Origin of the sequence: Streptomyces cahuitamycinicus, from assembly GCF_002891435.1 — a bacterium.
In the GTDB taxonomy this organism is placed as follows: Bacteria; Actinomycetota; Actinomycetes; order Streptomycetales; family Streptomycetaceae; genus Streptomyces; species Streptomyces cahuitamycinicus.
The window spans coordinates 32,166-54,263 of record NZ_POUC01000010.1 but is presented as its reverse complement, the minus strand read 5'-3'; the positions used below and the strand labels follow the sequence as shown (position 1 = coordinate 54,263).

15 protein-coding genes and 1 pseudogene are annotated in these 22,098 nt (G+C 69.9%); 9 read left to right on the top strand and 7 right to left on the bottom strand.

Features of this window, described 5'->3' with window-relative positions; genetic code table 11:
* Nucleotides 1–622 (top strand): DUF2690 domain-containing protein (locus C1J00_RS02920; RefSeq protein WP_102907451.1); only part of this gene is annotated, 622 nt, incomplete at its 5' end.
* Nucleotides 623–871: 249 nt separating this feature from the next.
* Here the strand turns inward: C1J00_RS02920 and C1J00_RS02915 are convergent.
* Together C1J00_RS02915 and C1J00_RS02910 are read right to left on the bottom strand one after the other, a co-directional pair.
* Nucleotides 872–3,289, bottom strand: coding sequence for an ABC transporter permease (locus C1J00_RS02915; RefSeq protein WP_102907444.1), 2,418 nt, complete (start codon nt 3,287–3,289; stop codon nt 872–874).
* Nucleotides 3,289–4,056 carry an ABC transporter ATP-binding protein gene (locus tag C1J00_RS02910; protein WP_102907443.1) on the bottom strand — a complete coding sequence of 256 codons (768 nt, stop codon included), beginning with the start codon at nt 4,054–4,056 and terminating at the stop codon, nt 3,289–3,291. The genes C1J00_RS02915 and C1J00_RS02910 overlap by 1 nt, the downstream gene beginning before the upstream one ends.
* A 145-nt stretch (nt 4,057–4,201) precedes the next feature.
* On the opposite strand from C1J00_RS02910, the gene C1J00_RS02905 reads away from it, so the two are divergent.
* Nucleotides 4,202–5,422, top strand: coding sequence for a sensor histidine kinase (locus C1J00_RS02905; RefSeq protein ID WP_219728312.1), 1,221 nt, complete (start codon nt 4,202–4,204; stop codon nt 5,420–5,422).
* Nucleotides 5,422–6,054 (top strand): response regulator, encoded by a 633-nt coding sequence (locus C1J00_RS02900; RefSeq protein ID WP_439333376.1) that lies wholly within the window; start codon nt 5,422–5,424, stop codon nt 6,052–6,054. The genes C1J00_RS02905 and C1J00_RS02900 overlap by 1 nt, the downstream gene beginning before the upstream one ends.
* Before the next feature lie 64 nt (nt 6,055–6,118).
* Here C1J00_RS02900 and C1J00_RS02895 read toward each other — a convergent pair whose 3' ends face one another.
* Nucleotides 6,119–6,508 (bottom strand): TauD/TfdA family dioxygenase, encoded by a 390-nt coding sequence (locus tag C1J00_RS02895; protein WP_342751650.1) that lies wholly within the window; start codon nt 6,506–6,508, stop codon nt 6,119–6,121.
* A 91-nt stretch (nt 6,509–6,599) separates the two neighbouring features.
* Here C1J00_RS02895 and C1J00_RS02890 point away from each other — a divergent pair, with 91 nt between their 5' ends.
* From C1J00_RS02890 to C1J00_RS02875, 3 genes are all read left to right on the top strand, one after another.
* On the top strand, nt 6,600–6,866 hold the full coding sequence (locus tag C1J00_RS02890; protein ID WP_102907450.1) for a ribbon-helix-helix domain-containing protein: 267 nt from the start codon (nt 6,600–6,602) through the stop codon (nt 6,864–6,866).
* On the top strand, nt 6,863–7,306 hold the full coding sequence (locus tag C1J00_RS02885) for a PIN domain-containing protein (RefSeq protein ID WP_102907440.1): 444 nt from the start codon (nt 6,863–6,865) through the stop codon (nt 7,304–7,306). Before C1J00_RS02890 ends, C1J00_RS02885 begins: the two co-directional genes overlap by 4 nt.
* Before the next feature lie 1,173 nt (nt 7,307–8,479).
* Nucleotides 8,480–10,171, top strand: coding sequence for an acyltransferase (locus C1J00_RS02875; protein WP_102907439.1), 1,692 nt, complete (start codon nt 8,480–8,482; stop codon nt 10,169–10,171).
* A 632-nt stretch (nt 10,172–10,803) separates the two neighbouring features.
* Here the strand turns inward: C1J00_RS02875 and C1J00_RS02870 are convergent.
* Together C1J00_RS02870 and C1J00_RS02865 are read right to left on the bottom strand one after the other, a co-directional pair.
* Nucleotides 10,804–12,303, bottom strand: coding sequence for an alginate lyase family protein (locus C1J00_RS02870; protein ID WP_245936159.1), 1,500 nt, complete (start codon nt 12,301–12,303; stop codon nt 10,804–10,806).
* Nucleotides 12,304–12,536: 233 nt separating this feature from the next.
* Nucleotides 12,537–15,512 (bottom strand): GH59 galactosidase, encoded by a 2,976-nt coding sequence (locus C1J00_RS02865; protein WP_102907438.1) that lies wholly within the window; start codon nt 15,510–15,512, stop codon nt 12,537–12,539.
* Nucleotides 15,513–16,324: 812 nt separating this feature from the next.
* On the opposite strand from C1J00_RS02865, the gene C1J00_RS02860 reads away from it, so the two are divergent.
* The 3 genes and pseudogenes from C1J00_RS02860 to C1J00_RS02850 form a co-directional block, all read left to right on the top strand.
* Nucleotides 16,325–16,915: a hypothetical protein gene (locus C1J00_RS02860; protein ID WP_245936158.1), complete on the top strand. Its 591-nt coding sequence runs from the start codon at nt 16,325–16,327 to the stop codon at nt 16,913–16,915.
* Nucleotides 16,916–16,920: 5 nt separating this feature from the next.
* The gene (locus C1J00_RS02855; RefSeq protein WP_102907436.1) at nt 16,921–17,805 is read left to right on the top strand and encodes an SgcJ/EcaC family oxidoreductase; all 885 of its coding nucleotides are present in this window, start codon (nt 16,921–16,923) and stop codon (nt 17,803–17,805) included.
* A 495-nt stretch (nt 17,806–18,300) separates the two neighbouring features.
* A pseudogene (locus tag C1J00_RS02850) lies at nt 18,301–19,176 on the top strand (ThuA domain-containing protein); the annotation flags it as partial.
* Nucleotides 19,177–19,520: 344 nt separating this feature from the next.
* Here the strand turns inward: C1J00_RS02850 and istB are convergent.
* Together istB and istA are read right to left on the bottom strand one after the other, a co-directional pair.
* On the bottom strand, nt 19,521–20,309 hold the full coding sequence (gene istB, locus C1J00_RS02845; RefSeq protein ID WP_102907435.1) for an IS21-like element helper ATPase IstB: 789 nt from the start codon (nt 20,307–20,309) through the stop codon (nt 19,521–19,523).
* A gap of 4 nt (nt 20,310–20,313) precedes the next feature.
* Nucleotides 20,314–21,549: an IS21 family transposase gene (istA, locus tag C1J00_RS02840; RefSeq protein ID WP_102907448.1), complete on the bottom strand. Its 1,236-nt coding sequence runs from the start codon at nt 21,547–21,549 to the stop codon at nt 20,314–20,316.
* Between the last annotated feature and the right edge of the window lie 549 nt (nt 21,550–22,098).

Sequence of the window (22,098 nt, the reverse complement as noted above, 5' to 3'; positions counted from 1 at the left end):
AGATGTGTATAAGGGACAGCACCCTCAGGAGTCGCCACCACCCGCCGGAATCTGGCGGCGGAGACTTGGCGGGAGCAGGCTCCTGGTGGCGCTGGCGTCGGCGTACACAGTGATCGTCGGTGGTGTCGCGGCGCTGCTGTTCCTCCTGCTGCCGGACTCGAAGGCTCAGGAGGACCAACCGCTGCCGGCCTCCGTCCCGTTCTCCCTCGCTCCCCAATGCCACGGAGCCGCCTGCGAGGGCCGGGACCCGATGCGCCTGATCTGCGGCATCGGCCCCGACACCCTCGCCTCGTACCGCACGGCCACCGGTGCCCACGTCGAGCTGCGCCACAGCAAGAAGTGCGGTGCGAGCTGGGCCCGGACCTGGGGAACCGAGATCGGCGACCGGCTGGACGTCACGGCGGGCGGACCGACCCATGGCGTGCGCATCAGGACCGAGGACGATGCGGCGACCTTCGTCTATACCGGGATGGCCGAAGTCCGTCCCGGCAGCACCGTCCGGGCCTGCTTCCGGCCCGCGTCTGCCGACGGCGAACGGGAGTGCTTCGAGGCCCGCGTGGGCGGGGCCGCCACCACGACCCGGCCACCCCCATCTCCGGTGGCGTCGGACTCTCGCGAGTAGCGTTCGGCCCTCGGACGTGTCGATGCCGAAGTCGGGATTTCTCAAGGCACGCCAGGAAGCTGCGGCCGTGCCAGATGAAGACACCGGTGATCCAGACGATCAGCGTTCTGGCACGAATCCGGCACGCGACCACTGATCACGACGGACAGCAAAAGGGCCCAGGCCTTTGACCTGGGCCTTCTTCATGGAGCGGGTGACGAGAATCGAACTCGCGCTCTCCGGAGCCGCTTCCGTGGTGAGGCGTGTCTGTTACGCCGCCTGCCTGCGCAGCGTCTTCGAGGTGACCGCGAGTCCGGCGAGGACGGCCGCCACGAGGGTGCCGAGGACGGCGGTGGTGAGGGTGCCGGTGCTCAGGTGCAGGCCCACGTCGGACGAGGTGGCCTGGGAGAGACCGGAGGCCATGCCCGCCAGCGGGGGCAGGGTCACCAGGATGCCGAGGGCGGCGCCGACGACGATGACCAGGGACGTCTCGCCGACCGAGACCAGGAGCAGCTGGCGGACGGTGCCGCCGGCGGACTTCATGACCCCGAAGTCGCGGCGCCGGCCGTGGGCGGCCATGGCCATGCTGTTGGCGACGGCGATCACGCTGTAGCCGACGGCGATGACGATCAGCATCATGGCGAGGCTCTCGGTGAGCTTGGCGTCCGTGTTGTAGTCGGCCAGCGCGTACTCTGCGGCGTCGTGCAGCGCGGTGCCGGGGACGGCGGCGGAGGCCTTGGCGTCGCCGGGGACGAAGATGTCGTCGGTGAGTGCGGCCGGGTCGTGGGCGCGGACCAGGTCACGGGGGACCACGAAGTCGCCGCGGGCCGGGTCGTCGGGCAGGACCGCGCCGACGCGCAGGGTGACGGCGGTGCCGTCGGCGAACCGGACGGGAACCTCCTGGCCCTTCGCCAGGCCCAGCTTCTTGGCGGTGCGCTCGCCGAGGACGGCCTCGCCCGGCTTGCTCCAGCGCGGGTCCCGGCTGCCCAGGACGTCCAGGACGGTGGCGCCGGCCGTGTTCCCGGCATGCTCGGTGCCCTTGCCGGCCGCCGCGTCCTTCAGCACGAACGCCCGGGTCGGCAGGGCGGCCTTGCCCACCGGGTTGGCGGCGACGACCTCGTCGGTGTTCCCGGGCGTGCCGTCCGGGGTGACGATCGTCTGGCCCGAGACCTTCAGGGCCTCGCCCGCCGGGTAGGCCACCCGCATGGTCTCCACCATGCCGCTGAGAAGCACCGCGAAGCCGACGGCGGCGATCACGGGGGCCACCAGGGAGGCGGCACGGCGCGGGTTGGCGACGAGTTCCGCCCGGATCAGGACCGGGGCCGCGGAGCCGCCGCGCTGGAACGGGGCGGTCAGGAACCGGCCGACGGGCCCGATGAACACGGGGGCCAGCAGGGCGGCCGCGACGATCAGCGTCATGGTGGCGAAGATCGCCATGTTGATGCGGTTGTCGGCGCTGGAGGTGGCGGTGCCGATGGCGAGGAGCACACCGGCGCCGAGGACGGCGAGGCCGGCGATCCAACGGCCGCGGCCCATGCCCTTGTTGGCGGAGCGGCTGTCCAGGAGGGCCTCGATAGGGGCGACCTGCGCGGCCTTGCGGCCGGCGGTCCAGGCGCCGATCACGCTGACCCCGACACCGATCGCGGAGCCCGTGAGCAGCGGCCAAGCGGCGACCGTGACCTCCATGCCCGGCGGGGCCACGTCCAGGCCCTGAAGGATGTTCCGCAGCAGCGGGGCGGCCAGCACACCGGCCACGCAGCCGGCGATCGAGCCGAGCAGGCCGACCACGGCGGCCTCACCGATGATCACACGCTTGACCTGCTGGGGGGCGGCGCCGATGGTGCGCAACAGGCCGATCTCGCGGCGGCGCATCCCGGTCGCCAGGACCAGCATGGAGGCGACCACGAACACCGTGGTGAACAGGCCGAGGATGGCCATGGCGCTGATGAGCTGGACGCCCAGGAACCGCTTGTGCTCGATGTACTGCGGCTGCAGTTCGGACCGGCCGTCGCCGGAGACCACGTCGCTCTTGTCGCCGAGCACCTTCTTCGCGGCGGTGACGATCGCGCCGGTGTCGGCTCCCTTGTCGGTGACGAGCGCGATGGCCCCGACACCGGGCTGCTGCCGCGCGGCGAACGCCTCGCTGAAGTAGTAGCCGGGGCCGTCCACGGTGCCGACGACGGTGAACTGCTCGCGGCCCTGCGTGATGTTGACGGTCAGGGCGCTGCCCACGGCCGCGCCCAGGGCGCGGTCCACCACGACCTCGTCGGTGCCGCTCGGGGCGCGGCCGGAGACCAGCTTGTAGGGCGCCATCCGCGCGCTGTCCCAGCCGTGCCCGGACTGCAGGGCGCCCTCGTCGGTGACGGGCTTGCCGTCCCTGATCGCCTGGGCGTAGAAGGAGCGGTCCACCACGGCGTCGGCCACGCCCGGGATCTTGTCGAGTCCGGCCACCAGCGGCGCGGCCTCGGCCTTGCTCCACGGCATCCGGTCCTCGGGGCTGCCGTCGGCGTCGACGGCCTGCTGGGGCAGGGCCAGGGCGGCGGTGCCGGTGTAGCGGGGCTGGACCTTGGCGCGGGCGGAGTCGTAGATGACCAGTGTGGTCGTGATCAGGGCGACGCCGACCAGGACGGCGACGAAGGCTCCGAGGAAGCCGGACCAGCGTTCGCGTACGTTCGCGAGGATCAGCATCACGCCTCCATTCGGGTCATGTGGCCGGCGATCGCGGCGGCATTGTTGCTGCCGGAGTAACGGTCGAGCGGGATGCGGTCGGTGATGCGGCCGTCCTTGAGGAAGACCACGACGTCGGCCATGGCCGCCGCGACCGGGTCGTGCGTGACCATCAGAGTGGTCTGGCCCTCCTGGTCGACCAGCATCCGCATCATGTTCAGCACCTCGCTGGAGGTGACGGTGTCCAGGGCGCCGGTGGGCTCGTCCGCGAAGAGGACGTCGGGGCGGGTGACGAGGGCCCGGGCGAGGGCGACGCGCTGCTGCTGGCCGCCGGAGAGCTGACTGGGGCGGTGCCCGGCGCGCTCGGCCAGACCGACCGCGGCGAGCGCGTTCGCGATCTGCTCGCGGCTGACCTTGCGGCCGGCGAACCGGGACGGCAGTTCCACGTTCTGGGCCGCCGTGAGGGACTCCACCAGGTTGAAGGCCTGGAAGACGAAACCGATGTGGTCACGGCGGAGCTTGGTGCGCTCCTTCTCGTTCAGCTGACCGATGTCCACGCCGGCGAGGACGATCCGCCCGTCGGACGGCTGCTCCAGCCCCGCCGCGCACTGCAGCAGCGTCGACTTCCCCGAGCCGGAGGGGCCCATGATGGCGGTGAAGGTGCCGCGCTGGAAGCTGATCGAGACGCTGTCCAGCGCGGTCACCTGGTGTCCGCCGGAGCCGTGGACCTTGCGCACACCGTGGAGTTCGACCGCGTCCTGCACCGGGGTTTGCCTCGTTGTCGTCATGCGTCGATTTCACTGCCCGGGGGTGGGCGGGGCACTGATCCTCTCTTTACTCCTGAGGTAGAGGCAGCTCTACCTTTGCCGGCGGGAGGCCGCCGCGGGGGAGGACGCGTCCCCAAATGCCCCTGCCCGTGGTTACGTTGATCGGATGCAACCCACAACAGCCTGGCAGGCCATGGCCCAGCGTCCGCTGAGCTTCCTGACCTCGAGCTGGCCCTGGCGGTCGCTGGCCTATCTGAGCGGTGGCGTCGTGGTCGGCGCCGTGGCCGTGCTGGTCTTCGCCCTCGGCCTGGCCGGGGGGGTCGCCCTGCTGGTCGTACTGATCGGTGTCGCCCCCCTGGTCGGCATGGTGCTGGCGGCCACGCTGGTGGCCCGGGTGGAGCGGCGCCGACTGCGTCTTGTGGACCTCGACCACCTGCCCGATCCGCACCGCGCCCCGGACGGTCCCGGCCTGCGTGCCTGGACGGCCACCCGGCTCAAGGAGCAGGTGACCTGGCGGGAGTTGCTGTTCACGCTGCTGTCGGCGGCGGCGCTGTGGTGGATGGACCTGATGGTCCTCGCGTTCTCCTTCGGGATCCCCGCCACCACCATCGCCTCGACCGGCCGCGACACCTGGCCGTGGACGGTGTTCGGGGCGATCGTGCTGCTCGCCTCGCCGTACACGGTGACCTCGTGGGCGGGGGCGCGGGCCGCCATGGCCCGCACCTTCCTCGCGCCGCGCGACAAGGAGCTCGGGGAGGAGCTGCGCGAGGTGCGTGCCTCGCAGGCGCGACTGCTCGACTCGTTCGACGCCGAGCGGGTGCGCATCGAACGCGACCTGCACGACGGGGCGCAGCAGCGGCTCGTCTCGCTGGGGATGACGCTCGGGCTGCTGCGCCTGGAGGTTCCCGAGGGCTCCCCGCAGGACGAGCTGCTGACCCAGGCCGAGTCCCAGCTGGCCACCGCGCACCAGGAGCTGCGGGCGCTGATCCGGGGCCTCAACCCGCCGGTCCTCGCCGACCACGGGCTGGTGGCGGCGATCGAGGACTACGCCGGCCGGTTCCCCATCCCGGTGACGGTGGACCTGCACCTGCCCGAGCGGCTGCCCAGGAAGCTCGAGACGACGATGTACTACCTGATCAACGAGGCCATGACGAACATCGCCAAGCACAGCGGAGCCACCAGCGCCCGGGTACGCGGGCGCTACCATTCCGATCTGCTGGTTCTCGACATCGTGGACGACGGGCACGGCGGGGTCGATCCCGAAGCGGGCACCGGCGTGACCGGGCTCGCGGACCGGGTCACGGCGCTCGACGGCCGGATGCGGGTGTCGAGTCCGGTCGGTGGTCCGACCCTGCTGCATGTGGAGGTTCCGTGTCGCTTCGCCTGATCGTGGCCGAGGACGCCGTTCTGTTACGCGAAGGCCTTGTCGGCCTGTTGCAACGGGTCGGCCACGAGGTGGTGGCGGCCGTCGGGGACGCCGACGCGCTGGTGGCGGCTGTGCGCGCCGACCGGCCGGACCTGATCGTCACCGACGTGCGGATGCCGCCCTCGCTCAGCGACGACGGGCTGCGCTCGGCGGTGACGCTGCGCGAGGAGTTCCCCGGACTGCCCGTGCTCGTCCTCAGCCAGTACGTCGAGCGCTCCTACGCACTGCGGCTCCTCGACTCGGGCGGCGGCGCCGGGGTTGGTTACCTGCTCAAGGAACGGGTCAGCGCAGTCGCGGACTTCGTGTCGGCGATCGAGCGGGTGGCCGCCGGCGGCACCGTGGTGGACCCGGAGGTCATCACCCAGCTGGTGCGGCTGCGCCAGGACCCGCTGGAGCGGCTGAGCGCCCGCGAGCGCGAGGTGCTCGCGCTGATCGCGGAGGGCCGCACCAACGCCAGTCTCGCCAAGAACCTGTTCATCAGCGAGGCGGCCGTGAACAAGCACATCGGCAACATCTTCAACAAGCTGGACCTGCCGGTGGACACCGAGGGGCACCGCCGGGTCCTCGCGGTCCTCGCCTTCCTGCGGGCCTGACGCCGCGGCCCCGTCCACTCCGGTGGCCGGGGAGGACGGGGCCGCGGTCGCCGCGTCGGACGGGTCAGTCGGACATGGCGACCAGGATGCGGCGGGTGCCCTCGAAGGGTCGGCGGCCGTGCCCGGTGAGCACGTTGTCGATCACCAGCACGTCGCCGAACCGCCAGTCCACGTCCACGGCCAGCTCCAGGCCCCGGTCGCGGATCTGGGTGATGTACGCGTCCGGTATGGGCGTGCCGTCGGCGAACGTGACGTACTGCGGGAACTCCTCGGGCGCGAGGATCTCGTACAGCTCCCTGGAGGTCTCGTCGCCGAGGCCGGCCGGGTGCCACTGGTCGGCCTGGTTGAACCAGATCTCGGCGCCCGTCACCGGGTGCGTGGTGGTGGCCCGGCGGTGCTGCACCACGCGGATGCCGTCCGGGCCCCATTCCCACTCGGCCTCGGAGGCCGTCATACGCGGCGGTCGCCGGTTCCATTGGCGGGGCCTGTGGAACAAGGGGAAGCGCGCGGATACACCAAACCGGTACATGGACTACGCTTGGTACATGTCCATGAAGCGCACCAACGTCTACGCCGACCCCGAGGACCTGGCGATCATCAAAGAGGCCGCCAAGCGCCGGGGCATAAGCGAGGCTGAGATCATCCGTCAGGGCATCCACCTTGCAGCCATGGCGAACCGGGTCTGGGACGAGCCGCTGTTCTCACGCACCTTCGAGGGGCCGGGGCGCACACTGTCCAAGCCGGAGGTCCGCGACACGGTCGCGGAGGCCGTCCGGCGGGAGATCAGCTCGGGTTCCGGATCCGTCGCGTGATCATTGTCATCGCCGATACGTCCGGCCTTCTGGCAGCCCTGGACTCGGCTCATCCGGAACACGGGGCGGCGAACGAGGCGATCATGGCGGCGGGCCTGCTGGTCATGTCCCCGCTCCTGCTGGCCGAACTGGATCATGTGGCGACGCGTGAGCTCGGCAGGGAGGCCGCCCTCAGCGCGGTCGACGACCTGAGGCGCTGGATGAGCCGGGGTCGTGTCGTCATGCCGGAGATCACGGAGGACCACCTGGGTGCCGCCCAGTCCGTCCGTGTCCGCTACCGCGCGCTGGACCTCGACCTCGCCGACGCTGTGAACGTGGCGCTTGCCGCCGACTACGACACGGACGCGATTCTCACCCTCGACCGACGAGACTTCCGGGCCGTACGCCCGTTGGGCCGCTGCAAGGCGTTCCGGGTACTCCCCGACGACCTCCCGCTCTGACGCAGGACCCTCGGCGGTCAAGTGCCCGCTATCACAAGGGGCTTGTGCACCGCCCACAACGAAGCACGTGCAGGACGGGTGTCCGCCATCGCCCAGGAACAGCAGGCTGAGAGCTCGCTTCCGGCTCATCCAAGTGAAGGTGCAGGTCAGCACCACGTTGCGACGTGATGGGGCCGCCCTCGCGAGGCGCGCGTGCCCTCCGCGTGCCCGATCTCGGAGTGCGGGAGCACTCGTAAAACCCAGCAACGGCTCCCGAGTGAAACAAACCCCAGGCCACTGACCTGGGATTTCATCATGGAGCGGGTGACGAGAATCGAACTCGCGCTCTCGGCTTGGGAAGCGATGGCGCCTGGTCACCCACGTGGCTCCTGACCTGCGCAGATTCGATCTGTCACCGCCAGGCGTGAGTGCTTGGTGGCACCGCTGTCGACCGTGGTTGTCCGCTCTTACGGGCACGCTATGGGCACGGGGCGCGAAGACCGGTGGGCAGAGCGCTCACATGAACGGACACCGTGTTCGGTTGGGCTCGGTCGTCGGACATCCAGTTGGGATGACTTCGCGCGTGCGCAGAGCTTGGGTGAAGCCCGCTTGCCGGTTGAGTCGGCCGCGCGGCGAGGTGCCTGCCGGTGCAGGTCCTGTTCCGCGCGGCCTCCTGCCGAACCGGACGTGACGGTTTCCCGGTCATCCGGCTCTCCCGTGATCACGGCGTGAATCACCTGGCCGTCCGTGCCTCGTGGATACGGTCATGGCAGGCGTCGCAGGTCACAACGGCCTTGCGGCGCCGCTCGAGCATGACGCGTGCTCAGTCGGACGGTGGCCATCCAGCAGGCGCGAGCTCGGCGAGGACACGAATGTGATGCACTTGGACAGCATCCTTGACGCCGCGGATCTCGCAGGTGTCCGCCAGGAGCCGGGTGATCAGCTCCTTGTCAATCGCCTCGCAGCGTGGAGACGATCTGTGCCGCCAGTCCCTCGGCGAGGGTGGCTCGGTAGTCACGTTCGTAGTCGATCGGGCTCTTGAACCCGCACACGGCTGTGTAGCCGCCTGGTGTTGTGGAAGTCGGTGATCCAGGTGGCGATCTTGCACCGTACTGGCCAAGGCCGGGCGGGGCGTCGGACAATGCTCCGGACAGCAAGCGGGGACCGTCCCGCGCAGCCACCGGGGAGCATCCCTTGCAGCAGTCCGTGAGCGACGACGGCCTCTTCGACCACTGTCCCTGGCTGTTCGGCAAACAGGCTTCCAAAGGGCAGCGCGCGGCACAGCAGGAGCGGCAGAAGCGGCTGCTCGGCGCCGGGCAGGTGCGGTTCGGCGAGGGGTGCTTCGTCGCGGCGACCGCGGCCGTGTATCCGAAGCGGCTGCACCTGGGCGACCGGTCGTACATCGCGGCCCACGCCTACGTCACGGACGACGTGCGCACGGGCGCCGACTGCTCGGTCAACCCGTTCGCCGTGGTGCGCGGCACCGTCACGCTGGGCGACGGCGTACGCATCGGCGCGCACAGCTCGCTGCTCGGCTTCAACCACGGCGCCGCGCCCGATCTGCCGGTCCATCGGCAGCCCGTCACCAGCCGCGGCATCACCGTGGGCGACGACGTGTGGATCGGCTCCCACGTGGTCGTTGTGGACGGCGTCACCATCGGAGACCACTGCGTCGTCGGCGCCGGCGCGGTGGTCACCAAGGACCTGCCCGCGTGGACGGTGGCGGCCGGCAACCCCGCGCGCCGCATCCGCGACCGCCGGGACGCGCGCGGCAAGGCCCCGCGTTCCGCCGCGCCGCTCCCCGACCGACTGCCGGAGTTCGCCGAGACCGCCCGCGCACAGGCCGCCGGCCTGCTGGCCCGCTGCTGGCTTCCGGACGCCGGCCGCTACGCCGACCAGCCCGGCTCCGAGCCGACCGTGCGGGCGCACTGCGACGCGGTGGAGATCGCCGACCTGCTCCTCGGCACCGCTCCCCCGCAGTTGCCGGCCGCCGAACACGCGGCGCGGCTGCGTGCACTGCAGGATCCCGCCACCGGCCTGATACCCGAGTACGGCGAGGCACCCACGCAGCCCGGCCCGGCCGGCCCGGCCGGGCTGCCGGACGATGGCGCCTGCGCCTATCACGTGCTGTGCGTGGGCTACGCGCTGGATCTGCTCGGCAGCTCCTTCGCCCACCCGCTGCGCCCGGTGCGGGACACCACAGCGGACCAGCTGGTCCGGCGCCTGGCCGCACTGCCCTGGCGGGACCGCGCCTGGCGCGCCGGGTCGTGGGTGGACGCCTGGGCCACCTCGGCGCACTGGAACCGGCGCCTGGGCGGGGAACCGGCCGAACCGGGGGCGCTGGAGGCGCTGTTCGGCTGGCTGCACACCCATGTCGACCCGTGGACCGGCATGTGGGGCTCTCCCACCCGCGAGGGCGGGCGCCTGCAGATGGTCAACGGCTACTACCGGCTCACCCGCGGCTCCTTCGCCCAGTTCGACCTGCCGGTGCCCTACGCCGAGCGGGTCATTGACACCGTTCTCGACCATGCGCGCGACGCACGACACTTCTCTCCCGGCCGGGAGAACGCCTGCAACGTCCTGGACGTCGCCCACCCCCTGTGGCTGTGCGCCCGGCAGACCTCCCATCGCGCCGAGGAGGCCCGTGCCTGGGCGGCGGACCAGCTCGCCGCCGCCCTCCGGCGCTGGCATCCGGGACAGGGTTTCGCGTTCGGTCCCAGGCCCGATGGCACCGGCCCGGGCCGCGCACCCGGGCTGCAGGGCACCGAGATGTGGCTCGCCATCATCTGGCTGCTCGCCGACCTGCTCGGCCTCGCCGACCTCCTGGGCTACCGCCCACGCGGCATCCACCGCCCGGAACCGGCCCCGGCCGGCGAGAGCGGATAAACCCGCTGACCCACGCCCCGCCGCTCGGCGCCCCGTGCCGGTCCCGTACCACCGGCGTGGGCGCCCGGTTCTTCACGCGGCGGCTCCTCAGCAGGCCGAGCCGCCAGGGCAGCAGGTCGCAGGGGCCGGTGGCGCTGCGGCGCTCCGTATGGCCACCCCTGTTGTCGGGCAACGGCGAACTGATGGCTTCAGCTCGTGTCTTGCCGTCGCCCCGTTGCACCAAGGGGCGTTCCACGCCGCGCAGTTGAGGGGGGTAGGTGGCGACCAAATGGGCCGAGGGGGACCCCTTGCCCTCCGCCTGCCCTGTCTCGAGTCGTGTCCGGGGCGCGACGGGCGGCAAAAGGTCTGGACAACAAGGTAGCCCCAGGTCGCTGACCTGGGGTTTCATCATGGAGCGGCTGACGAGGCCTTTGCGGGCACGCTGTGGGCACGACGTCGGAGTAAGCGGTCCGGGAGTGGCCGACGGACCTTCGGAGGTGTCCGCATCCATGTGCTTCGCGCATCGACGGAGACGCGTGATTGCGGATGCTTGCGTGCGTGCGCCGGCCTCCCGCTGTCATTCGACGTCGGCTCCGTGGGCGCGGGCGAGGCCGCCGAGGCCGTCCGCCCAGCCCCGGCTCAGGCGCCGCGGATCACGCGTCGGATCCGGGCGTGTTCGCTCCGCGCCCGCGACGGCGGAGCAGGAGCAGACCTCCGAGGAGGGCCGAGGCCCCGGCGGCGGACCAGGCCAGGACGCCGTCCGCCCCGGTGGCGGCCAGATCGTGGGGGGTGCCGCCCTGCGGGCGCGTCCCGCCGCCTGCCGCGCTGCCCGAGGCGCGGCCCGCCGTCTTGGTTTCGCGTGCGGCGCCCGGCGCGGACGCGCCGACGTCCTCCGGGTCCCGGGTGTAGGTCAGCGTGCCGTAGCCGAGGTGGTCGTAACTCCAGCCGGCCCCGCCGCGCGTCCCGCCGCCGTCCTCGGGCGTGAGCTTGTCCTTGTAGGCCGTGATGTTCGGTACGTCCAGCCCCCGGCGCACCGCGTAGTGGTTGTGGATCAGGGCCCAGATGGGACGGGCGCTGCCCCGGCCCTGCTCGCTGATCTCCGGTTCGGTGTGCAGGGCTCCGACCTGGCCCGCCATGCGCCGGCCCATGCGGCGTGAGTACGAGGTATAGGGAACGTCCTTGCCGAGGTTGTAGCGGGCGACGTACTCACAGCCCTTCATGAACCGGTTGTCGTCGTACCCGTACAGATCCTCGCCCAGGTTCCAGGCCATCTCGCAGAGCGCGCCCATCCAGCCGACACCGGCCATGGTGTGCTCCTGGTCCCGGCCGCTCTCCTCCCACTGCCCGAGGACGACGCCGTCCGTCTGCTCGTGCAGGACGGGGACGGCACGTCTGACACAGCCGTTGCCGTCGCCGTTCTTGAAGTACTCCACCGCCCGGTCGATCTTGGCCTGGTCCTCGGTGAGCCCGCCGATGGCGATGATGGACGCCAGGGTGCACAGTTCCCAGTTGGCCCGGTAGTTGCTGGGGACGGCGTCGTTGTGGTTGACCAGGAAGCGGTCGTTCATCGGGTAGAAGATGTCGACCAGCATGGACTGGAACCGGCCGAGGTCGAATCCGTCGTAGTCGCGCATGATCTCGCCGGCGTTGGCCAGCTGATACCCCTGGATGCCCGCCATCAGGTACCGGTCGGCGTTCCCGCCGAGCTCCTTGAGGGTGGCCGACCAGGCGTTGAGGATGTCCCGCGCCTTGTCCGCGTGCCGGGCGTCCCCGGTGATCTTCCAGCGCAGGGCGTTCTGGTAGGCCGCGGCGGTGTCCCGGAAGAGCAGGTGGACGTTCGCGTCCTCGCCACCGCGGATGACGGTCGCGACGGGCCGTGGCCGGTAGTCGGTCGCCGAGTCCCGGCTGCTCAGCAGCCGCTTCCAGCCGTCCGTCCAGGGCTGCGCACCCGCCTTGACCTTCTCGGCCATCCGGTCGAAGTCGGCCTGCGTGTGCAGCAGCGCCGGGTGGGCGAACCCGCCCTTCGGGGCCGTCGGCACGGCTGACGCGATCCCCGTGGCCGCCCCGATCGCACCGGCGCCGGCACCGGCCGCGCCGGCGAGCTTCAGCATCCCGCGACGGTTGAGCGAACGGTCTGTGGTGGCCTGCTCCATCGAAACTGTCTCCTGGTTCTTCTCCGGTCCTGTACCAAGGAGACGCGCCCCGCACTGATGCATAACAAAAACTGCCCGGCGGCCCGGTGGGCGAGCGGTGTCGTGGGTGCGGGCGCGGTTCACCGGGCCTTGCGGACGGCGACCCGCCCCCATGGAAGGGGCCGTATCGGAGGAATCCGATACGGCCCCTTGATCGTTTACGGTGAACGCACGGGCCCGCAGGCCCGGGGCGCCTACTGGGCGGCGGTGCCGTCCTTGCGCACCAGTCGGTCGTGAGCCTCTTCGAGCCGGTCCGTGATCTGCTCGACGCCGATGGCGTCAAGGCCCTTCTGCCGCCCCGACGCGGCAGCCTTCGCCGCCGACGACGCGGAGGCGAACAGGGCCCAGGAGTCGGCCGTGTAGTCAGCCTGCTCCGGACGTCCGATCTTCTCCAGGGCGCTCCGGATCGGTGTCGTGCCCACCGTGCCGTCCACGTCCCCGGAGATGGCGTTGAACGCGTCGAGAACGATCTTTCCGGACTTGAGGACGAACCTCGCCGTGTGCGCGCCCTCGGGCAGACCGCGGAGCGCGTACGTCGCGAGGCGCTTGTCGGTCGCGGCCGTCTTCGCGTCCCGTGCGATCAGCTTTCCGTCGACGTAGACGTCGAGGACGGCGGTGCCGTCGTTGCCACCGATGACGTCGATGCCCGTGCCGGTGAACGGGACGGTGAACGACGAGCCGGCGGTCGTGCCGGTCGACGTCGACCGGTACCAGTCCATCGCGTCGCCGAAGGAGGCTTTCCGGCTCCACGTGCCGGTGTAGGCGACCGAGCTGTCCATGTTGTCGAGCTGTGCGCGGGCGTAGGGCGTGTACCCGTCGATCTTCTCGACCTTCAGGTTGTCGAACGCCGTCTTGTGGAAGTCGCTTCCGAGCTTGACGCGTCCTTCGGTCTGCGGAGTCGGGTCCTGGTACGTGGAGACGGCCTTGCCGTCGATGTAGGTCGTGATCGTCGCGCCCTTCGCCTCGATGGCGAGGCGGTAGCCGTCGGACGCCGCGACCGTTCCCGACTTGACGGCCGTGCCGTATTCGTAGAACGTCCAGGCGCCGGTCGGTGCGATGCGCACGTTGTAGGCGGCGTCGCTGATCGCCATGCCCTTCTGCTGACGGACACCCAGGGAGGCGAGTCCGCCGGCCGGGTCAGGGAACGAGACGTCGACCGTGGCCCGGTAGTTCTCCCAGCGGAAGTCGCCGACCGTTGTGTTCGGGGTGTGGCGGTTCCAGGCGCCGGTGTCCTTCATGGACTGGTCCATGTACTGGTACAGGACGTTGTCGCCGCTCGCGTCCTCACCGACCTCCCAGGCGCCGGTCTGGTCGACCATGTAGCGAGGCTGGTTGCCGCGCGACCTCAGGTAGGGCTGGGACGTCTTGTGCGCGCCGTTGCCGGCGCCGACTTGGACCCTGCCCTCCTCCTCGTACCCGAAGTCGTCGGCGTACAGGACGTTGTCGCGGGTGTTGTGCTTCTTGCCGGTCGCGTCGGTGTCCAGCACCGTGCGGTCCCGGGACTCGGGCAGGCGTTGCTTCGTCGCCTTGTCGTGGCTCTTGTCGAGCGTCGTCAAGGTCACGATCGACCTCGGCTTGACCGTGTAGGTGTAGTACCCGGCGCCGCCGGGCCGGATCTCGTCGACGAGGCGCTTGAGGTTCGCGTCGTAGGGCCGGCCCGCGTCCGCTGCGCGGGTTTCCCAGATCTCCATGGTCGGGTCGGAACCGAGTCGCATGTTCTCGGCCTTGATCCGGTAGGTCTTGGGCTGGTCGCTGTCGTTGACGACGATCGTGGAGAAGTCCTTCTTACGGGGGTCCGCGAGCGTCATGTAACTCGGGGCCCCGTTCGAGCCGTCGACGTTCTCGGTGCCGCTCACCCCGCTGTAACTGGCCTCCGGCACGGTGCGCCAGATGCCCGCCGTGTTCGTGTCGTTCTCCCAGCCGGTCTTCGCGAACTGGGTGAAGTGCTGCATCACGTAGACGGCCGCGTCGTAGTGGAGGTGGCCCGACCACGGGTCACGCGCGCTGACGAGTTCCTTGTGGCTGTACTGCGCGCCTTCGTAGAAGGAGCCGATCGCCGGCTGGAAGATGTAGTGCGTCCGCTTCGAGTTGGCGTAGCCCTTGACGGAGCGGTTCGCGAGATCGAGGGCGCTCTGGACGCCGCCGATACCGGTGCTCGTTCCGTTCGGGCCCTCGGTGTTGTTGACGCGGTAGTCGGTGTAGCCGAAGGAGCCGACCCCCTCGCTGTACCAGACTTCCTTGTCCTCGCCGTACTTGTTCTCCCCGGTCGCCAGCCTGGTGTACGGCAGATGGGTGTCGCTGCCGACGGGCCCGTCGCGCCGGTCATCGGTGTTGTAGTGGTAGCCGACCGCGTCGACCATGCCGAAGAGTTCCGCGTCGCTGAGCATCGACGGCCCGAAATTGTGGGTGGTGTTCTCGTCGGCGGCGATGATCTTTATGCCGCGGTAGGCCTTCTCGGCCTGCTCCCGCTTTTTCGCAGGGATGCCGTAGCGGGGGTCAGCGAAGTCCGTGTCGGCCAGAATCGTCTTCTTGTACCACTTGATGAAGGCCTCGTCCGGATCATGTGTCTCGTTCGTGTCCGGGTTCACGTAGTCGACCATGTACCCGTATTTCTCGTACGCGTCGAGAATCGTCTCCTTGTACCACTTGTACATCTCGTCGGAGCCGGTGCCCTTGTTCCATTCGTTCTGAACCCATCGGGGCATGACCCAGCGGAGAATCGACACCTTGAGCTTCGGGTTGACCGTCTTGGCGTCCGCTGCCAGTTGGAAGCCCGGCGAGCGCGACGCGTCGGCGAGTTCGTCCGCTGTGCGCATGGTCGCCGGGTCGGAACCGGTCGACGTGTTCGTGTCCGAACCCATCTCGACCTTGACATGGTTGATCAGGGGGTTCTTCCCGCCGAACAGCACCCGGATGAGCTCCCAGTACCGGCCGGGGTGCTCCGCCTTGTAGTCCATCAGCAGGTTGCTCGTGCTGTTGCAGCTGAGCACGCCGAGGCCCTTGTAGGTCAGACCGTTCACGTTGTCGGCGCGAACGTCGTCCCCGTCGACCACGACCTCCACGGGATCGTCCGCGGTGTGGGCGGCGGGGGCGGTGATCACTCCGGCCGCGAGTGCCATGGTGGTTGCCGCGGCAAGCGACATCCAGCCGAGTCTTCGCTGTGTGCCCATTCCGCTTCGACTCCTTGTTCCCGTAGGGCGTACCGACGCCAGGCGTTCGAGATTGCGAAAGGTGTCCGCGATTCCGGAAGGACCGTAGGTGGTAAGCGATTTCTACGTCAATCCCTGTGCACGTCACGCCAATTGAGGTCCCCTCGGCGCCCTCACCGGCTGGAAAACGCTTGGACGCCGAGGCGGCCGTCACGGGACAGTGCCGCGCTCGGGGGGAGTGGGACGGAAACGCCTGAATCGCGCAAGCGGTACGAGGTCCAGCCGGGCAGGGGCTCGGTGCTCCTCGCACTTCGTCACTACGGACGGGGGTTGGACCGGCCGCGGATTCAGCCTCTCCGCGTTCGCGGATGTCCAAGTTCGGGCGTGCTTGTGAGTGCACGGCCCTGCCGGTGTCGGAATCGCCGATCAGACACGACAGCGCCTCCTGACTTGCCGGACAGGATCTCGACGCCAGGCTGACCGGCAGTGCCAAGGCGACGCGAGCAAGGTCGAGTGAATCGCCTACTGCACACGGCACCCCGTCGCGCGTTTGACGCTTCCCCCTCGGGGTCGAGAACCGTCCGGCCGCAAGTTCCTATCAAGCCGTAGGGAAATCCCCACGGTTCACGGCAGTCGACCTGTGAGCGTGAACTCTCAAGTAGCGTCTCCGGACACTCCGCTCCAACGGCCTCCCACCCCCCCCATCTTGACGGAGACCACACCCCATGTCCGCTGTGACGAACGTATCCGGGTCCGGTTCGCCGGACGCCCGATGGAGCTCGGCCGATTGTTCCGCAACCGGGGGTGCCACCCCCGCTCCTCTCACCGTCCTGATGGACGACCAGGCACTCGCGGACTTCCTCGCCGTGGCTGTCGGTGAGTATCAACTCATCACCCCTGAGGCACCGTTACCCTGCTTCGCGCTCCTGCTCGGCAGTGCGGAGGCGACGACGTACCACGTGCGGCGTTTCTTTTTCGGCCGTAATGCCCGCACCAGTGATCCAGCGGCTCTACGGGAGTTCCGCGAGACGATCGTGCCGAAGTTCGGGCCGGCCTACGAGAACGAGCACCGCGGCTGGTGGATGGATTCCCGCGATCTCCTCCGGGCGTCCCGTGAGGCCGAGTCCCTGGGGATGGATCTGCTCGGTTCCATCCACATGCACCCGGACTGGCACCGCCTGGGCCCGCCGTCGGAACGGGGCCACACGCTCAGCGAGCGCCCGACTCCCATGGACCGCCACCTCTTCGGCCGGACGGGGTGGCCCCTCAACATCATCTGTTACCTGGAGCGCCGGGACGGCGAGTTCTACCACGCCCTGGGCGCCTGGGCCTCGCATCCCCGGCATCCCGCCGAAGGTGTCGAGGGCGCCGAGTGCCCCGAGGTCGACCTGCGTATCCGTACGAGTTCACTGACGAAGGCGTGAGAACGATGCAGCAGCCCGAAGGAACGAACGCCCCCGCCCAGGACGGCACCGAGGACGGCACCCATGACGACGCCCGGGCGATCCGCGCCCTGTGGGCGGAGATGGCCCGCGGCTGGGCGGCAGGTGACGCCGCGCTCTTCGCCGCGAGCTTCGCGGAGGACTGCGACTTCACGACCGTACGAGGCGACAAGCCACTCGGCCGGACCGGCATCGCTGCCGGGCACGACGCCCTCTTCCGCGGGCCGTACGCCGGAACCGTCCTCGACGCACGAGTCGTGGCCGTCCGATTCCTCCGCCCCGACCTGGCCACGGTGGAGGCGGAGTCGACCGTTACCGCTCCGGACGGGCAGCCGCTGACCACCACGCACGCGTTGGCCGTCGTGGAACGGACAGCGGAGGGCCACTGGTCGATCAGCGCGTTCCACAACATGATCCCCGCGCCCCGCCCGGCGCAGCAGGACCCCGTCCCGAAGGAATCCACCGCGGTCGAACCCACCGCCGCCCGGCCGAGGCTCCGCCATCTGGCCATCGTGGCCCGCGACCCGGAGAAGCTGGCCGAGTTCTACTCCTCGGTCTTCGCGATGGAGCTGTTCCACCGCGATCCGGACGGCAGTTGCTTCCTCTCCGACGGCTATCTCTCCCTTGCCCTGATCAAGCATCAGCTCGACGGTGAGACCCCGGTCGGCTTCAACCACTTCGGGTTCCACATCGAGGACACGGCCGCCACCACCGAGGCCCTGGTGGCGGCCGGCACTCCGAAACCGGCCGAACGCTTCACCAACCGCCCCTTCGCCGAGTACCGGGCCATGGATCCGGAGGGCAACTGGTTCGACCTCTCTGAACACGGCTTCGGAGGCCCGCGCCCGCCGTCCGACTCCACAGGGTCCTGAACTGCGGCCAGACACTCCGCAGGGCCGCGCGACAACGCGACAGCTGTAGCAGCGGACCGAGGCGGACGCGCTACGTGTGCCGCCGGTGATCGCCCCGACCCAGGTGAACGCTCAGCGATCCAATCCAGTGTCACCCGGTTCCCTCGGCTCCCTGCCGTTCTGGCATTTCATTCTCGGCGCGCGACTCGACAGCGAAACGGCCGTCCGCGCGGTCGACACCGCACTCGCACCCTGGCTGCCGGACGCGTGACGACGGTAACCATGCCAGGCGGCCCGCCACCGCCCCGGCCGGCAGCGGCGGAGCCGGGCTGGGGCGAGGGCGTCGTGTTCCCGGGCATCGAACCGGCCAGGTTTCCCGCCGGGGGGCCCACGCAGCTGGAGAACCTCACCGTCTGGCCCGTATGGGCGTGATCACCGTCGCGTAGCTCGGAGCGAGTACGCAGAGGTCGCCACTCGACTTCACATTCACCACCGGATGAGAGGGACATACACAGCATGCGATCGATCAACCGACTGACAACATCAGTCGTCGGAGCGGCCGTGCTCCTGGGCTGCGTCTCGGGACCGGCCGTGTCACAGGCGAAGCAGGACGGCACAAGGGTGCTGGTGTTCTCCAAGACGGCCGGCTTCCGCCACGGCTCGGTCTCCGCCGGCATCGCGGCGGTGAAACAGCTCGGCGAGACGGGCGGCTTCACGGTTGACGCGACGGAGGACGCCGGAGCCTTCACGGCCGACAACCTCGGGCGCTACGACGCGGTCGTGTTCCTGTCGACGACCGGTGACGTCCTGAACGCCGCCCAGGAGACGGCCTTCGAGGGCTACATCCGCAGTGGCGGGGGCTACGTCGGCGTCCACGCGGCCGCCGACACCGAGTACGACTGGGCGTTCTACGGCGGGCTCGTCGGTGCCTACTTCGAGTCGCATCCGTGGTGGCCGATGCGTGCCACGGTGCACGTCGAGGACCGCGCCCACCCGGCGACCGCTGACCTGCCCACCACCTGGAACCGCACGGACGAGTGGTACAACTTCCGCTCGAACCCCCGGGAACGGGTCCGCGTCCTGGCCTCCCTGGACGAGTCCTCGTACTGGGGCGGCACCATGAAGGGCGACCATCCGATCGCCTGGTGCCAGAACTACCAGGGAGGCCGCTCCTTCTACACCGGCGTCGGCCACAGCAAGGAGTCCTTCGCCGAACCCGCCGTCCGTCAGCACCTGTTGGGCGGAATCGAGTGGGCCACCGGCGCCGTCGAGGCGGACTGCCGGCCGGAGAACGGCTAGCGGCCGCTCTTCGACGGCGCGGCCGCGTCGCTGTCGGCATGGCGGCAAGCGGGACCGGGCGCCTTCGAACTGAGCGGCGACGGCTACGCGACGTACCTCCTCATGACCGCGCTCGGCCCGGTCAAGAGGCCTGAGTAGGCGGACGGCCGGCCCGAGGCCGGCATCGACAACCCCCGGTGGAACTCTTCCCCCGTTCCCGCCGGGGGCCCCGCGATCCCTGCGACTGATCCGCACCTCCGCCACAGGCCGACCGGGTTCCGCTCCGGTGCGACGCTGTCGGCGCCCCCCGGCGGCGAAAACCGCCGTGAGCCCCGACCAGGTGGCCTCTCCCTGCCCGCGACGGCTCCGCCCCCAAGCCGTCCCGCCGCCGGCGTGTCGGCGGCCTCTGAACCTGGACCCCTTTGGGGTCGGTGAATTTTGACCCCGTGTGTAGTTGTTCACCCGGTTGCCGCGCTCGGTGTGCGGCCGATGTCACGGTCCTTGAGCCGGTAGGAGTCTCCCTTCAAGGAGAGCACATCGGCGTGATGGACGAGACGGTCGATCATGGCGGCAGCCACGGTGTCGTCTCCGAAGACCTCTCCCCAGCGTCCGAACGGCTTGTTGCTGGTCACGATCACGGACGCGCGTTCGTAGCGACCGGAGATCAGCTGGAAGAACAGGTTCGCCGCTTCCGGTTCGAACGGGATGTAGCCGACCTCATCGATCACCAGAACGGGGACGCGCGCGAGACGCTGCAGTTCGTCCTGGAGCTTGCCTGCGGTGTGGGCGGCGGCCAGGCGGTCGACCCACTGCGAGGCGGTGGCGAACGCGACGCGGTGCCCGGCCTGGCAGGCGCGGATGCCCAGGGCGATGGCCAGGTGGGTCTTGCCAGTGCCGGGCGGGCCGAGGAAGACCACGTTCTCCTTGCCGGTGATGAAGTCCAGGGTGCCCAGATGCGCCACCGCCTCCCGTTTCAGGCCACGCAGGTGAGCAAAGTCGAACTCCTCCAAGGTCTTGCGGGCGGGGAAACGGGCCGCGCGGATGCGGCCCTCGCCGCCATGCGCCTCGCGGGCAGCAACCTCGCGCTGCAGGCAGGCGGCCAGATACTCCTGATGCGTCCAGGACTCGGCGGTAGCGCGTTCGGCGAGCCGGTCAGCAGCATCCAGCAGAGCCGGTGCCTTCAACGCACGGCTGAGGAAGGCCAGTTCGGCAGCCACGTCCCGGGATGGGGTGGTGCGGGTGGCCATGGTGTCACTCCTCTCCTCCGCCGCCCTCGATCAGCTGGAAGACGCGGTCGTAGGCCGGCAGATCCGGCTGTGCGACCTCCACCGCCGCGGCTTGGGCCCCGGTCTGGCGGTACTGGCTGCGCATCGCCGTGGCGGCATCGGCATGCTCCGGGTCGGTGAGCGTCTGGTGGCGGGCCCAGCAGCGCGCATGCTCCGCGACCAGGCGGCCGTCCAGATGAGCCCGCACCGTCTCGGTGTCCGCCTCGATCCGCACGATCCTTCCGATCGCGGCCGGGTGCACGGAATAGTCGCAGGTGTCCAGACGGATGTAGTGGTCCCGGCCGATCCGCGCCGAGGTCTGCCACCAGCGCGGCGGTGCGGTCGGCGGCAGCGGCAGCATCGCGGCCCGGTCGGCCTCCCACCGTTCTGCCGGGCGGGCCTCAAGGGTGCGGTGCACCCGCCGGTTGGCGACCTCAAGCCACGAGCCCACCTGCGTGTTGAAGTCGCCCGGAGAGGCGAACACCCTGCCGGGCAGGAACGACGTCTCCAGGTAGCCGTTGGCCCGCTCGACCAGACCCTTGGCCTCCGGGTCGCGGGGCCTGCACAGGATCACCTTGCAGGCCAGCAGCCCGGCCAGCGCGGCGAACTCATGCCCGAGAACGCCCCGCCCCTCGCGGCGGCGGCCGATGGCCGCTTCGTTGTCCCAGACCAGTGCCCTCGGCACCGCGTCCCAGCCGGACAGCAGGTCCCAGTGCCCGCTCACCAGGTCGGCGGCCTGCCTCGACGGCAGCATCCGCGCGGTGATCATCCGCGAGTACCCGGCCACCATCACCAGCACCGGCGGCCGCCCGGTCTGCCCGAAACCCAGCGGGATGTCCACCGGCGGGAACCATAGATCGCACTGCGCCAGCTCGCCCGGCTGATACGCCGTCCGCGAGACCGGGTCCGCCGGCAGATAGACCGGACGCAGTTCGCGCACCCGCCGCTTCAGCACCGACAACGAGCGTTCCCACCCGATCCGCTCAGCGATCACAGTCGCGGGCATCCGCGGGTACTGGGCCAGCAGCTCGCGGATCGCCGGTTCCACCGCGTCCACGATCGAGCCCCTCGGCGCCCGCCGATACTTCGGCGGATCATCGCTGGCCACAGCCCGCCGCACGGTGTTCCGGGCGATCCCCAGATGCCGCGCGATCCCCTTGATCGACATGCCCTCCGCACGGTGGAGCCGCCGGATCTCAGCCCAGTCCTCCACACCGATCACCTCTTCCACCTGACTCCCATGGAGCCAGACTGATCACTTGATCACGGAAGGGGTCACTTTTCATCGACCGATTGGGGGTCACGGTTCACGGAACGGCGACACGGCGGCGTACAAAGTTGCTGGCGGCCTGAAGACCTCCTCGGGCCGGGAGCGGATCGACACCCCGGTCCCTTTCAGGAGACACGACGGCGGGCCGGGTCAGCGGGACGGGAAGAAGGGCGCTCCCTTCCGGCGCAGCACCTCCGGGCGGACGTGGCGAAAGGCGCGTGAGACCGTCGGCCTGCCCGAGCACTTCCGGTTTCACGACCTCCGGCACACCGGGCACACGCTCTCCACGCCACCGGGAGGAGGTTGCCGCCGGCCTTGAAGCCACTGTCCGGAAGGCTCGGGAGGAGGCTACCCAGAAGGCTGCCGAGGAGCGTTCTGGCACGGATCTGGCGCGCGGCCAGTGATCGCAGCGCACAGCAAAACGGCCCAGGTCTCTGACCTGGGCCTTCTTCGTGGAGCGGGTGACGAGAATCGAACTCGCGCTCTCAGCTTGGGAAGCGA

Excerpts from the sequence above, each read along its gene's own strand:
- C1J00_RS02915 (WP_102907444.1), bottom strand. The coding sequence starts at position 3,289 with ATGCTGATCCTCGCGAACGTACGCGAACGCTGGTCCGGCTTCCTCGGA.
- C1J00_RS02910 (WP_102907443.1), bottom strand. The coding sequence starts at position 4,056 with ATGACGACAACGAGGCAAACCCCGGTGCAGGACGCGGTCGAACTCCAC.
- C1J00_RS02905 (WP_219728312.1), top strand. The coding sequence starts at position 4,202 with ATGCAACCCACAACAGCCTGGCAGGCCATGGCCCAGCGTCCGCTGAGC.
- C1J00_RS02895 (WP_342751650.1), bottom strand. The coding sequence starts at position 6,508 with ATGACGGCCTCCGAGGCCGAGTGGGAATGGGGCCCGGACGGCATCCGC.
- C1J00_RS02890 (WP_102907450.1), top strand. The coding sequence starts at position 6,600 with ATGTCCATGAAGCGCACCAACGTCTACGCCGACCCCGAGGACCTGGCG.
- C1J00_RS02870 (WP_245936159.1), bottom strand. The coding sequence starts at position 12,303 with ATGGAGCAGGCCACCACAGACCGTTCGCTCAACCGTCGCGGGATGCTG.
- C1J00_RS02865 (WP_102907438.1), bottom strand. The coding sequence starts at position 15,512 with ATGGGCACACAGCGAAGACTCGGCTGGATGTCGCTTGCCGCGGCAACC.
- C1J00_RS02860 (WP_245936158.1), top strand. The coding sequence starts at position 16,325 with ATGGACGACCAGGCACTCGCGGACTTCCTCGCCGTGGCTGTCGGTGAG.
- C1J00_RS02855 (WP_102907436.1), top strand. The coding sequence starts at position 16,921 with ATGCAGCAGCCCGAAGGAACGAACGCCCCCGCCCAGGACGGCACCGAG.
- istB (WP_102907435.1), bottom strand. The coding sequence starts at position 20,309 with ATGGCCACCCGCACCACCCCATCCCGGGACGTGGCTGCCGAACTGGCC.